Source organism: Sphingomonas sp. CFBP9019, assembly GCF_034045155.1.
Lineage (GTDB): Bacteria > Pseudomonadota > Alphaproteobacteria > Sphingomonadales > Sphingomonadaceae > Sphingomonas > Sphingomonas aerolata.
The window spans coordinates 367,612-380,403 of sequence record NZ_JAXCWK010000004.1 but is presented as its reverse complement, the minus strand read 5'-3'; the positions used below and the strand labels follow the sequence as shown (position 1 = coordinate 380,403).

The window sequence follows — 12,792 nt, the reverse complement described above, 5'->3', positions numbered from 1 at the left end:
CATTTCCGTACCAGTCATTAGCTAACGCGACATGGCCCTATTCGATCGCTTTCTCGCCCGGCAGGTAAAAACCGGCGAACTCACGCTGATCCACGCGGACGGTACCACCAAGCAGTTCGGCACGCCCGACCCTGCCTACAACCCCGTCACCATCCGCCTCACCGCCCCAGGTGTTGCGGGCGCGATCGTCCGCCACCCGGCGCTGGGCGCAGCGGAAGCGTTCATGGACGGCCGCCTGGTGATCGAGCGCGGCGACATTCGAGACCTCGTCAACCTGCTCAAGGGCAACAGCCCGTGGGAGCGCGGCGGCGGGCTCAACCCCTCGCTGCCGATCAAGCTGCTCGACAAGGTCGTCCACCGCGTCGACCGGGTGAACATGGCACGCCGGTCGAAGAAGAACGTCGCGCATCATTACGACCTGTCCGACCGGCTCTATGACCTGTTCCTCGACGCCGATCGCCAATATTCGTGCGCGTACTTCACCGATGCCGGCAACAGCCTGGAACAGGCGCAGGACGACAAGAAGGCGCATATCGCCGCGAAGCTCGCGATCCAGCCCGGCATGCGCGTGCTCGACATCGGCTGCGGCTGGGGCGGCATGGCGCTGTACCTGCACGCCAAGACGGGCGCCGAGGTCCTGGGTGTCACGCTGAGCGAGGAACAGCTGAAGGTCGCGCGGCGCCGCGCCGAGGAGGCCGGCGTCGCGGACAAGGTGAAGTTCGAGCTGATCGACTATCGCGCGCTGACGGGTACGTTCGACCGGATCGTGTCGGTCGGCATGTTCGAGCATGTCGGCCCGCCGCAGTACAAGACGTTCTTCCGCAAGTGCCGCGACCTGCTGAGCGCTGACGGGGTGATGCTGCTCCACACGATCGGCCGCATGGGCGGGCCCGGCGTGACCGACACCTTCACGACCAAGTATATCTTCCCCGGCGGCTACAACCCCGCACTGTCGGAGATCGTCCGCGGCTATGAGGGGTTGAAGTTCTTCCCGACCGATATCGAGGTGCTGCGCGTGCATTACGCGCTGACGATCGACCATTGGTACGACCGGACGGTCGCGGCGAAGGATGCGATCGTCGCGCTGTATGACGAGCGCTTCTACCGGATGTGGACCTTCTACCTCGCGGGTGCCGCCGCGGCGTTCCGGACCGGGGGGATGGTCAATTACCAGATCCAGCTGTCGAAGAGCCGGATGACGCTGCCGCTGACGCGCGACTATATGATCGAGGGTGAACGGGCGTTGCGCGCGGGCTGAATTTCCCGCCGCTTGGCGCAGGGTAAGATCCGGACGTTCGTCATTCCCGCGAAGGCGGGAATCCAGACTGGCAGGCTCCGGTGATTGAACCGAAAGGCCAGCCTGTCTCGATCCCCGCCTCCGCGGGGATGACGACTTTACGGGGGGACTCCGTAGATGGATGCCCCCCCTATAGGCGTGGCCTCAGCGGCTGCCCTGCATCTGCGATTTCGCGGCCGACCGCTCGTCGCCGCCGATCTTGCCGTCCTTGTTCGCGTCATATTTCGCAAAGGTCGCGGCGAGCAGTGCCTGTGCCTCGGGCTGCGTGACCTTGCCATCCTTGTTGGTGTCCGCGCTGCTGAACCACAGCTCGGCAAGCCGCTTGGCGTGGACCGGATCCGGGCGCCCCGGCCCGACCTTCATCTGGCTGATCCCCGCCTGGACCTCGGCGCGCGTCAGGACGCCGTCCTTGTTGGTATCGCGCGCGGCGAACTCGGCCTTGAACTTGGCGGAAACGGAGGCGCGGGTCTCCTGTGCCAGCGCGGGCGTCGCGAGGCCGGCAAGGACGAACAGGGTAAGCGTTTGACGTAGCACGGTCGGGACACTCCAAATGATCTGGGGGCGCACGTAGCGCGGGTTGGTTGTACGCGCCATGAATGCGGCGGGTTGCATGCTCCGGTTGCATGCAGGGCGTCCAGCGCATAGGGGCGCGGGCATTGGATATTGCCCAAAGGATCTTGCCCGTGACCGATCAGATCAACCGCGCCGCCGGCGACGCCGGCATCAATCGGGTCGTCCTCGCCTATTCGGGCGGCCTCGACACCAGCGTGATCCTGAAATGGCTCCAGCAGACCTACAACTGCGAAGTCGTCACCTTCACCGCGGATCTGGGCCAGGGCGAGGAACTCGAGCCCGCACGCGCGAAGGCCGAGATGATGGGCGTCAAGCCCGAGCACATCTTCGTCGACGATCTGCGCGAGGAATTCGTGCGCGATTACGTGTTCCCGATGATGCGGTCGAACGCGCTGTACGAAGGACTGTACCTGCTCGGCACGTCGATCGCGCGCCCGCTGATCGCCAAGCGCCAGATCGAGATCGCCCGGATGGTCGGCGCCGACGCGGTCAGCCACGGCGCGACCGGCAAGGGCAACGACCAGGTCCGCTTCGAGCTCGGCTATTATGCGCTGTCGCCCGACATCAAGGTGATTGCACCGTGGCGCGAATGGGACCTGACCAGCCGCACCAGGCTGATCGAGTTCGCCGAACAGCACCAGATCCCGGTCAGCAAGGACAAGCGCGGCGAGGCACCCTTCTCGACCGATGCGAACATGCTCCACACCTCGTCCGAGGGGCTCGTGCTCGAGAATCCGTGGGACGAGGTGCCGGACTATGTCTATTCGCGCACGGTGAACCCCGAGGACGCGCCCGACGTCCCCGAGTACATCACGATCGATTTCGAGCGTGGCGACGGCGTCGCGATCAACGGCGAGGGGATGAGCCCGGCGACCCTGCTGTCGACGCTCAACGACTATGGCCGTCGTCACGGCATCGGCCGTCTCGACCTGGTCGAGAACCGCTTCGTCGGGATGAAGAGCCGCGGCATGTACGAGACACCGGGCGGCACCATCTATCACCTCGCGCATCGCGGCATCGAGCAGCTGACGCTCGATCGCGGCGCGGCGCATCTGAAGGACGAGCTCGCGCCGCGCTATGCCGAGCTGCTGTACAACGGCTTCTGGTTCTCGCCCGAGCGCGAGATGCTACAGGCAGCGATCGATCACAGCCAGGAAAAGGTCTCGGGCACCGTCCGGCTGAAGCTCTACAAGGGCGGCGTGTATGTGGTCGGCCGCAAGTCGCCCAACTCGCTCTATTCGGAAAAGGTCGTGACGTTCGAGGACGATCAGGGCGCCTATGACCAGCGCGACGCGGCAGGCTTCATCAAGCTGAACGCACTGCGCCTGCGCCTGCTGGGCCGCCGCGACCAGGTGTGAGCGATACCGGCTCCCGTCCCCCGACACTCGGGGGCCGGGAGCCCTGCCGGTGTATTCCGTCGCAATGCGGCGCGGTCGGCGCTTGTCGAATGCCCCCCTGCGGCGCTAGGCGTCGAGGGATGGCGCGGGGGACAACAACGGAACTTCACTGGTGGCAGACGCGCACGTTCGTCGCGTGCGTCGCGCTGGCATCGATCATCCCGCTGCTGTGGCCGGAGGTGCCGCCGCTGGTCGATCTGCCCGGGCATATGGGGCGCTACCGCGTCCAGCTCGCGATCGGCGACAATCCCTGGCTCAGCCAGTGGTATGATTTCCGCTGGCAGCTGATCGGCAATCTCGGCATCGACCTGTTGATCGTGCCGCTCGCGCCGATCTTCGGGTTGCAGCTCGCGGTGAAGCTGATCGTCATGGCGATCCCCGCGCTCACCGTCACCGGGCTGCTGTGGATTGCGCGCGAGGTGCATGGCCGGATCCCGGCGACCGCGCTGTTCGCGCTGCCGCTCGCCTATAGCTATCCCTTCCAGTTCGGCTTCGTGAACTTCGCGCTGGCGATGGCGCTCGCGCTCAACATGTTCGCGCTGTGGCTCCGCCTCGGACGGCTCGAGCGGCTGCGGCTGCGCACGATCCTGTTCGTGCCCGGATCCTGCCTGCTCTGGCTGTGCCATACCTTCGGCTGGGGCGTGCTCGGCGTGCTCGCCTTCTCCGCCGAGCTGATCCGCCAGCACGACATCCGCAAGACCGGGGTGCGCGGCGAAGGCGCCATCAAGGGCTGGATCGGCGCGTGCATCCGCGCCGGGCTCAGCTGTATCCCGCTGGCGCTGCCGATGGTGATGATGGTGCTGTGGCGGTCAGGCGACCACGTCACGGGCAAGACGCAGGACTGGTTCAACTGGCGCTGGAAGATGAACTGGATCACGATGGTCCTGCGCGATCGCTGGATGGCGTTCGACATCGCGTCGGTCACCGTGCTGTTCGTGATCCTGTTCCGCGGTGTGCGCGACCAGACGATCGAATATTCGCGCAACCTCGCGCTGTCCGCGCTGTTCCTCGCGCTCGTCTATATCCTGTTGCCGCGGATCGTGTTCGGCTCGGCCTATGCCGACATGCGCCTCGCACCGTTCATGCTGGCGTTCGCGATCATCGCGTTGCGCCCGCGCAACCGCCTCTCGCTGCGCGGTGCCGCGACGCTGGCGGTGCTGGGGTTCAGCTTCTTCGCGGTCCGGCTGGCGGGCACCACGATCAGCTTCCTGATCTATGACCGGTCCTACGACCAGGCAATCGCGGCGATCGACACCGTGCCCGAGCGCGCACGCGTGGTCTCGTTCGTCGGGCGGCGCTGTCGCGACGACTGGGCCTATTCGCGGCTCGAGCATGTCCCGGCGCTGCTGCTCGAGCGGCGGCTGGCCTTCACCAACGACCAGTGGTCGATGGCGGGCGGACAGCTGATGACGACGCGCTATCCGATCGCGCGCGGCTTCGCGCATGATCCGTCCGAAATCGTTACGGATATCCGGTGTCGTGGCCAGTTCTGGCGGCCGATCGCGATGGCGCTGGAGCATTTCCCCCGCGACGCGTTCGATTATGTCTGGCTGATCCACCCGCCGGCGTTCGACCCCGCGCTGATCCGCGACCTGACCCCGATCCGCCGCGACGGCACCAGCGTGCTGTACAAGGTCAACCGGTCGGCGGTTCCGCCCGCCGAAACGGAGTAAGCTCGCCGAGATACTCGCGGTCGGAGGCGACTGCCTCGCGCTCGCGGACGAGAAAGTCGGCGATCGCGCGGCGGAAGCCCGGATCCGGGATGTAATGCGCCGAATAGGTCGCGACCGGCGCATAGCCTCGCGCGAGCTTGTGTTCGCCCTGCGCGCCCGCCTCGACCGTCGTCAGCCCGCGCGCGATCGCCGCATCGATCGCCTGGTAATAGCAGAGCTCGAAATGGAGGAACGGCACCTCCTCGGTCGCGCCCCAATAGCGGCCGTAGAGCGTGTCCGCACCGATCAGGTTGAGCGCCCCCGCGATCGGCACGCCATCGCGCTCGGCGAGGATCAACAGCACCCGGTCGCCCATCGTCTGACCGATCCGATCGAAAAAGGCGCGCGTCAGATAGGGCTGGCCCCATTTGCGGCTGCCCGTGTCCTGGTAGAAGACCCAGAACGCGTCCCAGTGCGCGGGCGTGATCTCCGCGCCCGTCAGGTGCCGGATCGTCAGTCCCTCGACCGCGGCGGCGCGCTCCTTGCGGATCGCCTTGCGCTTGCGGCTGGCGAGCGCGGCGAGGAAATCGTCGAAGCTCGCATAGCCGTCATTGGTCCAGTGGAACTGCGTGCCCTGACGGATCAGCCATCCGGCAGCCTCGAACAGCGCGACCTCGGCGGGGGCGATGAAGGTCGCATGCGCGGAGGACAGGCCGCTCTGGTCGGTCACCGCCTCGAGCGCGGCGATTAGCGCGGGCGCAACCACCGGGTCGCGCAGCAGCAGCCGTGGGCCGGGCACCGGGCTGAACGGCGCGGCGATCTGCAATTTGGGGTAATAATGGCCCCCCGCCCGCTCCCACGCGTCGGCCCAGCCCTGATCGAACACATATTCGCCCTGGCTATGGCTCTTGGCATAGGCGGGCGCGATCCCGGCCGGCCGGCCGTCGTCGCCATCGACGACCACCGGCAGCGCCTGCCACCCCGATCGTCCACCGACGCTTCTGGACGCCTCGAGCGCGGCGAGGAAGGCGTGGCCGACGAACGGATTCGCGTCGCCGGCACAGGCGTCCCAGTCCTCCGCCGCGATCGAGGTAACGCCTTGGGCGATGCGGGCGGTGATGGCTGTCATGCGCTCCTAAAATAGGCGCGCAGGCGTCAGGCTCAAGCGGCTGGGCTCAAGCGGCGGAGACCTGAACGATCGCGTCGATCTCGACCGCGGCGCCCAGCGGCAGCACGGGAACGCCGACAGCGGAGCGGGCATGCTTGCCGGCTTCGCCGAACAGCTGGACCATCAGGTCGGACGCACCGTTCGCGACCTTGGGCTGATCGGTGAAGTCGCCATGCGAATTGACGAACACGCCGAGCTTCACGATCCGCTCGACACGGCCGAGCGAGCCGAGCGCCGCCTTCATCTGCGCGACCAGCATCAGCGCGCAACGCTGTGCCGCGTCCTGCCCGTCCTCGAGCGACACGCCGTCGCCGAGGCGACCGGTGACGATCTGGCCGTCCTTGAACGGCAGCTGGCCGGAGATGTGGAGCAGCCCGTTCGCCTCGACGGCGGGAACATAGGATGCGACGGGGGCGGCGGCCTGCGGCAGCGTCAGGCCAAGCTCTTCGAGCTTGCGGTCGATACGATCGGTCATGTGCGCGGTCTCACCACAGCCACGGGGGGCGGGTCAAGCGTCCGCGGGCACCCCCGCGGCGAACCGCGCGGCGATCCAGGCCTGCGCCTCGCGCCAGTCGTCGATCCGGGCATGCGCGGCGGGCGCTCTCGGCACCGCCCCCGCCAGCGTCGGCTCGGACACCATGTGCAGCCGGTGGACGCCCGGCGCATGCTGCGCGACCGATTCGTGATGCACCGCAAGGTCGTCGACGAAGACGGTGACGGGGTTGCCATATTCGGCGACCAGCCGCGCGACGGGGTCGCCCTTGCCGCCCTGGTTGCACTCGACACGGTGGGCGATGTCGAACGCGGCGAGCTGCTCGATCCGCGGCAGGCGACATTCGTCCTGCAAATTGGTCAGGATCACGATGTCCGCGATCTCGGCGAGCGACGCGAGCGCCTCGCGGGCATGCGGCACCAGCGTCTGGCGGTGCATCTCTGCGGGAAAGAACCCGCCGAGCAGCGCCCACATATCCTCGCGCGTGGGCGCGGGCCCGCCGTCGCGGCGCGTCATGCTGTTGGCGAAATCGCCGTGGCCGATTTCGAAATCGATATCATGCGCCTCGTCGAGCCAGGTGCCGAAATGCTTGACCATGTGGAGCAGCACTTCGTCGCAATCGCTGATCAGCAGCGGCTTCATGCCTCGAACCCCGGATCGAGCGTCATCCGCGCGCGGACGAGCGCCTCAGGCCTGATGCCCAGCGTTTCGGCGCAGGCGACAAGATCGGGTTCATGCGATTCGAGGAAGCCGAGTACCGCCGCGAGCACGGCAGGCTCCCCGGCCCGCGTGCGCAGGTCGGCAGGGTCGAGTCCGGTCACCGACAACAGGCGCATCGCTCGGTCCGGCTCGCTCAGCGTCCATACCAAGGCTTGCAGTGCCAGGGCCTCAGCGTCTTCATTTGTAACGGCGCCGCGCATTGCCTATTGTCATCCTTCTTGAAACGAATGGTGGCTCGCGTGGCAAAGAAGGTGCTCGTTGTCGAGGACAACGAACTCAACCTGAAACTATTCTGCGACCTTTTGCGGGCGCATGATTACCTTGCCGAACCTGTACGCGACGGGCGCGAGGCGGTGATGCGGGCGCGCGAATTCGCCCCCGACCTGATCATCATGGACATCCAGATGCCGCACGTCACCGGCTATGAGATCATTCTTGAGCTCAAGGCCGACGACGTGCTCAGCACGATCCCGGTAATGGCGGTCACTGCCTATGCAGGTCGCGAGGACGAGGACCGGATCCGTGCCGCGGGCGCGGACGCCTATATCTCGAAGCCGATCAGCCTCGCCCGCTTCATGGAAGCGGTGCGCGCGTTCGTCTGAACGAACCGCGAGGCCCGCCGCGCAGGAACGCCAAAGGCCGCGGGTATCGCTACCCGCGGCCTTGCGATCGCATCGTAAACGCGCGACGGCATCGCCGCCGCGTCGACTTACTTGATCTTGGCTTCCTTGAACTCGACATGCTTGCGCACGACGGGATCATACTTGCTGAACGAGAGCTTCTCGGTCTTCGTGCGGGGATTCTTCTTGGTGACGTAGAAGAAGCCGGTGTCCGCGGTGCTGACGAGCTTGATCTTGACGGTAGTCGGCTTGGCCATGAGCCCAATCCTTAAGGCTGAAAATGCTAGGGCGGCAGCACGCATGCCACCGCCCGATCTGTCGCGGCGCATGGCGCATGCTGCCGGCCAAGTCAACCATATCACCCCATATTCGCCCCGGAATCCCGCATCACAGGGTGTTTAACCGCATCTTTATCGGCATGGGCGCATGATGCATCCCATAAGAAAGACAGGAGGCGGGATCATGGGGCAGGTTGCCGAGCGAGTCGCGGAATTCCAGGATCTGGCGCTGGTAAAGGCCGAGCTTGCGGCCCGGATCGCCGCGATCGACGTCCGCGCGCCCTATACCCGCGCGACCGATCTCGCGCCCGATATCGACGCGATCCGCCTGATCGCGCATCGCAACGGGATGAATCCCGCGGTGACCGTCACGCACTTCATCGATTCGGCACTGTCGCGCGGCGAACATGGCGCGCTCGTCCATGGCTGGCTGATGACGCTCAGCGACGCGATCTACAGCGAGCGGCAGGACGTTCAGGCCTGCCATGTCTTTGCCGCCGCCTGTTCGGTGCGGCTCGCGGGATGACCCGCGCGTGACGCCCGACCGCGCGACCCGCTAGCGATGGATGCGCTGATGGCGGCGCTCGTAGCCGCCGCGCTGGCGCAGGTCGGCGATCGAACCGCGTGGCTCGCCGCGATCCTGTCCGATCGGTATCGCAAGCCCCGGCTGGTGATCCTCGCGGCGGCGCTCGCGCTGCTGCTCGCCGGCAGCCTGGCGGTCGCGGGCGGGATCGCGGTCGCGCCGCTGCTGACACCCAATGCGCGCCAGCTGATGCTGGCGCTCGCGCTGATCCTCCAGGGCGGCGGTGCGCTCCTGCCGGTCAAGGCGCCCGATCCACTGCGCGGGTGGCGCACGGGCGCGATCGCCACCACCATGCTCGGGCTGTTCATCCTCGCCTTTGGCGACGGCATACAGTTCATCGTGGCCGCGCTTGCGCTCCGCAGTGCCGTACCGATGCTGGCGGCGGTCGGCGCGACGATCGGATCGCTGGTGGTGATCGTCCCCGCGGCGATGATGGGTGAAGCCGCGTGGCGCCGATGGCCGCTCGCCCGACTGCGCACCGGCATCGGGCTGATATTCGTGCTCCTGGGGGTCATTCTGGGCCTCAGCGCTGCGCGATTGATCTAGCGGGGCGATCACTCAGATGAGGAATGGCGCATGCGCGACGGGAGCATTTCGGCTATCGCTTCGTTGACGCAACGATCCACAGACATTCCCATGCATGGAGTTTTCGATGCCCGCCACCAACCCCGCACTCGACACGCCCACCGATCTCGTCAGCAACAGCACGAAGACGGTTGCCGAAGCGCTCAATGCCTCGCTCGCCGATTGCTATGCCTTGTACCTGAAGACCAAGAACTTTCACTGGCACATGTCGGGTCCGCATTTCCGTGACTATCATCTGTTGCTTGATGACCAGGCGGCACAAATCCTGGGCGTGACCGATGCGATCGCCGAGCGCGTCCGCAAGACCGGCAACACGACGCTGCGCTCGATCGGCGACATTTCGCGCCACCAGAGCATCCCGGACAATGACAAGGATTTCGTCGGACCGACCGAAATGCTCGCCGAGCTTCGCGAAGACAATCTGAAGCTCGTCGAACAGTTCCGGATCGTCAAGGACGCCGCCGACGAGGCCAAGGACAATGCCACCAGCGGCATCGTCGACGAGTGGACCGATCAGGCCGAGGAACGCGCCTGGTTCCTGTTCGAAGCCAGCCGCAAGGCCTGAACCCCGGCGCCCGTCCTTCCCGTGTCGGAACCGACATGGGCGGGACGGGTTCTGTCAGGAACAGGAGAATGCCCATGTTGAAGCTCGCCATCACCTTCTTGATCATCGGCCTCGTGCTGGCCCTGCTCGGATTTGGCGGCGTCGGCGGGGCGTTTATCGGCATCGCCAAGGTGCTGTTCTTCATTGCGATCGCGCTGTTCGTGATTTTCTTGGTGCTCGGTCTGCTGGCCGGCAAGGGAATCAAGAACGCGATCGACTGACGCGACGGGATTGCATCGGCCTGCGCCGATGCCACGACGTCAATGCCACGACAGGGCCCTCGCCGGTAACGGCGGGGGCCTTTTTGATGTAGCGCCCGCAGCGACGTGGACGCAGGCCCGGAGCCGAGTGCCGGGCGGCGCGTTGTCGGATCATGCATGCTTTCGCCGCGCTCCTCGATGCCCTCACCTATACGCGGTCGCGCAATGCGAAGCTGAAGCTGATCGGCGATTATCTGCGCGTTACGCCGGACCCCGATCGCGGCTGGGCGATGGCGGCGCTGACCGGCGATCTCGATCTGCCGGGCGTCAAATCGGCGGTCATCCGCGGGTTGATCGAGGACCGGGTCGATCCCGTCCTCTTCCGGATGAGCCGCGATTATGTCGGCGATACCGCCGAAACCGTCGCCCTGCTGTGGCCCGAGCCCGAGCCCTTGGGGCCGGATCCGGTGCCGGCCGAACCGCTGTCGATCTCGCAGGTGGTCGACCGGCTGATGACGCTGTCGCGCGCCGAGGCGCCGGCGGCGCTTGCCGCGATGCTCGATCGCTCGGATGCGGAGGAACGCTTCGCCCTGCTCAAGATGGCGACCGGCGGGCTGCGGATCGGCGTCTCGTCGCGCCTGGCGAAGACCGCGCTGGCGGATGCCTTCGGGCTCGACGTCGATGCGGTCGAGGAGGTCTGGCATGGCCTGGCAGCCCCCTATCCGACGCTGTTCGCCTGGGCGGAGGGGCATGGCGCGCAACCGACACCCGCCAACGTCCCCGTCTTCCGTCCCTTCATGCTCGCCCATGGTCTGGAGGATCTGCGCGTCGACCTCGCCGACTATGCGGCGGAGTGGAAATGGGACGGGATCCGCGTGCAGATCGTCCATGTCGCGGGCGAAACGCGACTCTACAGCCGGACCGGCGACGACGTGACCGCAAGCTTTCCCGAGATCGCCGCCGCCTTCGTCACGCCGGGGACGGTCGACGGCGAGCTGCTGGTCAAGGGCGAGCATCAGGGCGGCACGCTGGAGGAGGGCGGCGGGGCGGCGAGCTTCAACGCGCTGCAGCAGCGGCTGGGGCGCAAGACCGTGTCGGCGAAGATGCTGGCCGAGTATCCGGCCTTTGTCCGCCTCTATGACCTGTTGATCGATGGCGACGAGGATCTGCGCGCACTGCCCTGGACCGCGCGACGCGCGCGGCTCGAGGCGTTCATGCCGCAGCTCGATACCGAGCGGTTCGACCTGAGCCAGGTCATCGACGCCGCAGACTTCACCGCGCTCGAGGCGGTGCGCGCGGGTGCGCGCGACTCGGCGATCGAGGGCGTGATGCTCAAGCGCCGCGACTCGCCCTATGTCGGCGGGCGCCGCGTCGGGCTGTGGTATAAATGGAAGCGCGACCCGCTCACCGCGGATTGCGTGATGATGTACGCGCAGCGGGGCAGCGGTCGGCGGTCCTCCTATTATTCGGACTATACCTTTGGCTGCTGGACCGAAGAGGGCGAGCTGCTGCCGGTCGGCAAGGCCTATTCGGGGATTACCGACGAGGAGCTGCGGATGCTCGATTCGTTCGTCCGCAAGAACACGCTCAACCGGTTCGGGCCGGTGCGCGAGGTCGCCAAGACGATGGTGCTCGAAATCGCGTTCGACGCTCTGCAGGAGTCGAAGCGGCACAAATCGGGGATTGCGATGCGCTTCCCAAGGATCGCGCGGATCCGGACGGACAAGCCCGCGGCCGAGGCCGACCGGATCGACACGCTCCGCCGGATGATCCCCGCACCCTAGCCGTTGATCCGGATCTCGAACAGGGTCGGCCAGAGCTTGCCGGTGACGAACAGCCGCTTTTTCGCGGCATCCCAGGCGATGCCGTTGAGCACCGCGTCGCGGTCGCGGGCGCCGATCTCGGCGACCAGCGGACGCAGGTCGATGATCGCGGTGACGCGACCGGTGCCCGGGGCGATGCGGACGAGATATCCCGTCTGCCAGACATTGGCGAGGATCGCGCCGTCGACATATTCGAGTTCGTTGAGCTGTGTCAGCGGACGCCCGTCGATCGTCACGCCGATCCGGCGACGTTCGACCAATGTCCTGGGATCGCGCAGGATCAACGACGCGCTGCCGTCGGACTGGATCAGGCCGTCCTTGTCGCTCGTCAGGCCCCAGCCCTCCCCCGCATAGCGGTTGGTGCCGGTCGGCTTGAGCGTGCGGGCGTCCCAGCGGTGCGCGATGCCGTCATGCCAGGTCAGACTGATCAGCTCGTTCTTCCACAGCCCGAGCCCCTCGCCGAACTGTGCCGGATCGATCCGGCGGCGCGCGACGATACGACCATCGAGAGTGACGCGGCGGACATCGGACTGCCCCTCCTTGCCTGTGCTCTCGTAGAGCGCGCCGTCGTGCCACAACAGGCCTTCGGTGAATGCCGTCGCATCGTGCGGATAGCGGGCCACGATGCTGACCGACAGGATCGGCACGGCTGGCGCGGGCGCAGGAGCGGCCAATGTGCGCGTGGCGGGCTGGGGCGCCGTTGCGCCCTGCGCCAGAACGGCAACGGCCGGCCCCGCAAGTGCGAGACCGGCCGCTATCAGGCTATGTCCGATCGTCATGCTGGTTCGAAAAACCCCGA

At 66.5% G+C, this 12,792-nt stretch carries 16 protein-coding genes; 9 read left to right on the top strand and 7 right to left on the bottom strand.

The genetic code is table 11. The annotated features are described in order from the left end of the window. The first annotated feature begins 31 nt into the window (after positions 1–31). Positions 32–1,258: an SAM-dependent methyltransferase gene (locus SOM18_RS13480; protein ID WP_031439117.1), complete on the top strand. Its 1,227-nt coding sequence runs from the start codon at positions 32–34 to the stop codon at positions 1,256–1,258. A gap of 183 nt (positions 1,259–1,441) precedes the next feature. Here the strand turns inward: SOM18_RS13480 and SOM18_RS13475 are convergent, their stop codons facing one another. Next, positions 1,442–1,831, bottom strand: coding sequence for an EF-hand domain-containing protein (locus SOM18_RS13475; RefSeq protein ID WP_031396586.1), 390 nt, complete (start codon positions 1,829–1,831; stop codon positions 1,442–1,444). Between the two features lie 149 nt (positions 1,832–1,980). Here SOM18_RS13475 and SOM18_RS13470 point away from each other — a divergent pair, with 149 nt between their 5' ends. Beyond that, a complete protein-coding gene (locus SOM18_RS13470; RefSeq protein ID WP_234387459.1) occupies positions 1,981–3,228 on the top strand; it encodes an argininosuccinate synthase in 1,248 nt (415 codons plus the stop codon). A 119-nt stretch (positions 3,229–3,347) separates the two neighbouring features. Beyond that, the gene (locus SOM18_RS13465; protein WP_042466306.1) at positions 3,348–4,940 is read left to right on the top strand and encodes a hypothetical protein; all 1,593 of its coding nucleotides are present in this window, start codon (positions 3,348–3,350) and stop codon (positions 4,938–4,940) included. On the opposite strand, the gene SOM18_RS13460 is transcribed toward SOM18_RS13465, so the two are convergent. The 4 genes from SOM18_RS13460 to SOM18_RS13445 are packed head-to-tail and all read right to left on the bottom strand — an operon-like array spanning position 4,903 to position 7,500. Beyond that, entirely contained in the window at positions 4,903–6,048 is a 1,146-nt protein-coding gene (locus SOM18_RS13460) for a GNAT family N-acetyltransferase (protein ID WP_031439115.1), read from the bottom strand. The genes SOM18_RS13465 and SOM18_RS13460 overlap by 38 nt on opposite strands. A 46-nt stretch (positions 6,049–6,094) precedes the next feature. After that, complete coding sequence (locus SOM18_RS13455; protein ID WP_031396590.1) at positions 6,095–6,562, bottom strand: RidA family protein; 468 nt, start codon at positions 6,560–6,562, stop codon at positions 6,095–6,097. A 33-nt stretch (positions 6,563–6,595) separates the two neighbouring features. Further along, positions 6,596–7,222: an HAD family hydrolase gene (locus SOM18_RS13450; protein ID WP_192007905.1), complete on the bottom strand. Its 627-nt coding sequence runs from the start codon at positions 7,220–7,222 to the stop codon at positions 6,596–6,598. Further along, positions 7,219–7,500 (bottom strand): DUF3572 domain-containing protein, encoded by a 282-nt coding sequence (locus SOM18_RS13445; RefSeq protein WP_031395281.1) that lies wholly within the window; start codon positions 7,498–7,500, stop codon positions 7,219–7,221. The genes SOM18_RS13450 and SOM18_RS13445 overlap by 4 nt, the downstream gene beginning before the upstream one ends. 39 nt (positions 7,501–7,539) lie before the next feature. Between SOM18_RS13445 and SOM18_RS13440 the strand changes: the two genes are divergently transcribed. Next, on the top strand, positions 7,540–7,902 hold the full coding sequence (locus tag SOM18_RS13440) for a response regulator (RefSeq protein ID WP_031395282.1): 363 nt from the start codon (positions 7,540–7,542) through the stop codon (positions 7,900–7,902). A gap of 107 nt (positions 7,903–8,009) precedes the next feature. Here SOM18_RS13440 and rpmG read toward each other — a convergent pair whose 3' ends face one another. Then, on the bottom strand, positions 8,010–8,177 hold the full coding sequence (rpmG, locus tag SOM18_RS13435) for a 50S ribosomal protein L33 (protein ID WP_017977469.1): 168 nt from the start codon (positions 8,175–8,177) through the stop codon (positions 8,010–8,012). 205 nt (positions 8,178–8,382) lie between these two features. Between rpmG and SOM18_RS13430 the strand changes: the two genes are divergently transcribed. The 5 genes from SOM18_RS13430 (at position 8,383) to SOM18_RS13410 (ending at position 11,954) form a co-directional block, all read left to right on the top strand. Next, positions 8,383–8,724: a hypothetical protein gene (locus SOM18_RS13430; protein ID WP_042466204.1), complete on the top strand. Its 342-nt coding sequence runs from the start codon at positions 8,383–8,385 to the stop codon at positions 8,722–8,724. Between the two features lie 48 nt (positions 8,725–8,772). Further along, complete coding sequence (locus tag SOM18_RS13425) at positions 8,773–9,327, top strand: TMEM165/GDT1 family protein (protein ID WP_235188221.1); 555 nt, start codon at positions 8,773–8,775, stop codon at positions 9,325–9,327. A gap of 106 nt (positions 9,328–9,433) precedes the next feature. Next, positions 9,434–9,931 (top strand): Dps family protein, encoded by a 498-nt coding sequence (locus SOM18_RS13420; protein ID WP_031438858.1) that lies wholly within the window; start codon positions 9,434–9,436, stop codon positions 9,929–9,931. 74 nt (positions 9,932–10,005) lie between these two features. Beyond that, on the top strand, positions 10,006–10,191 hold the full coding sequence (locus SOM18_RS13415) for a DUF1328 domain-containing protein (protein ID WP_031395540.1): 186 nt from the start codon (positions 10,006–10,008) through the stop codon (positions 10,189–10,191). Between the two features lie 152 nt (positions 10,192–10,343). After that, positions 10,344–11,954, top strand: coding sequence for a cisplatin damage response ATP-dependent DNA ligase (locus SOM18_RS13410; RefSeq protein ID WP_031438857.1), 1,611 nt, complete (start codon positions 10,344–10,346; stop codon positions 11,952–11,954). Here SOM18_RS13410 and SOM18_RS13405 read toward each other — a convergent pair. Next, a complete protein-coding gene (locus SOM18_RS13405) occupies positions 11,951–12,772 on the bottom strand; it encodes a glutaminyl-peptide cyclotransferase (protein WP_031438856.1) in 822 nt (273 codons plus the stop codon). The genes SOM18_RS13410 and SOM18_RS13405 overlap by 4 nt on opposite strands. Between the last annotated feature and the right edge of the window lie 20 nt (positions 12,773–12,792).

What these genes read in the sequence shown, in the direction of transcription:
- SOM18_RS13480 (WP_031439117.1), top strand. Translation starts at nt 32, where the DNA reads ATGGCCCTATTCGATCGCTTTCTCGCCCGGCAGGTAAAAACCGGCGAA.
- SOM18_RS13465 (WP_042466306.1), top strand. Translation starts at nt 3,348, where the DNA reads ATGGCGCGGGGGACAACAACGGAACTTCACTGGTGGCAGACGCGCACG.
- SOM18_RS13460 (WP_031439115.1), bottom strand. Translation starts at nt 6,048, where the DNA reads ATGACAGCCATCACCGCCCGCATCGCCCAAGGCGTTACCTCGATCGCG.
- SOM18_RS13455 (WP_031396590.1), bottom strand. Translation starts at nt 6,562, where the DNA reads ATGACCGATCGTATCGACCGCAAGCTCGAAGAGCTTGGCCTGACGCTG.
- SOM18_RS13450 (WP_192007905.1), bottom strand. Translation starts at nt 7,222, where the DNA reads ATGAAGCCGCTGCTGATCAGCGATTGCGACGAAGTGCTGCTCCACATG.
- SOM18_RS13445 (WP_031395281.1), bottom strand. Translation starts at nt 7,500, where the DNA reads ATGCGCGGCGCCGTTACAAATGAAGACGCTGAGGCCCTGGCACTGCAA.
- rpmG (WP_017977469.1), bottom strand. Translation starts at nt 8,177, where the DNA reads ATGGCCAAGCCGACTACCGTCAAGATCAAGCTCGTCAGCACCGCGGAC.
- SOM18_RS13430 (WP_042466204.1), top strand. Translation starts at nt 8,383, where the DNA reads ATGGGGCAGGTTGCCGAGCGAGTCGCGGAATTCCAGGATCTGGCGCTG.
- SOM18_RS13425 (WP_235188221.1), top strand. Translation starts at nt 8,773, where the DNA reads ATGGCGGCGCTCGTAGCCGCCGCGCTGGCGCAGGTCGGCGATCGAACC.
- SOM18_RS13420 (WP_031438858.1), top strand. Translation starts at nt 9,434, where the DNA reads ATGCCCGCCACCAACCCCGCACTCGACACGCCCACCGATCTCGTCAGC.
- SOM18_RS13415 (WP_031395540.1), top strand. Translation starts at nt 10,006, where the DNA reads ATGTTGAAGCTCGCCATCACCTTCTTGATCATCGGCCTCGTGCTGGCC.
- SOM18_RS13410 (WP_031438857.1), top strand. Translation starts at nt 10,344, where the DNA reads ATGCATGCTTTCGCCGCGCTCCTCGATGCCCTCACCTATACGCGGTCG.
- SOM18_RS13405 (WP_031438856.1), bottom strand. Translation starts at nt 12,772, where the DNA reads ATGACGATCGGACATAGCCTGATAGCGGCCGGTCTCGCACTTGCGGGG.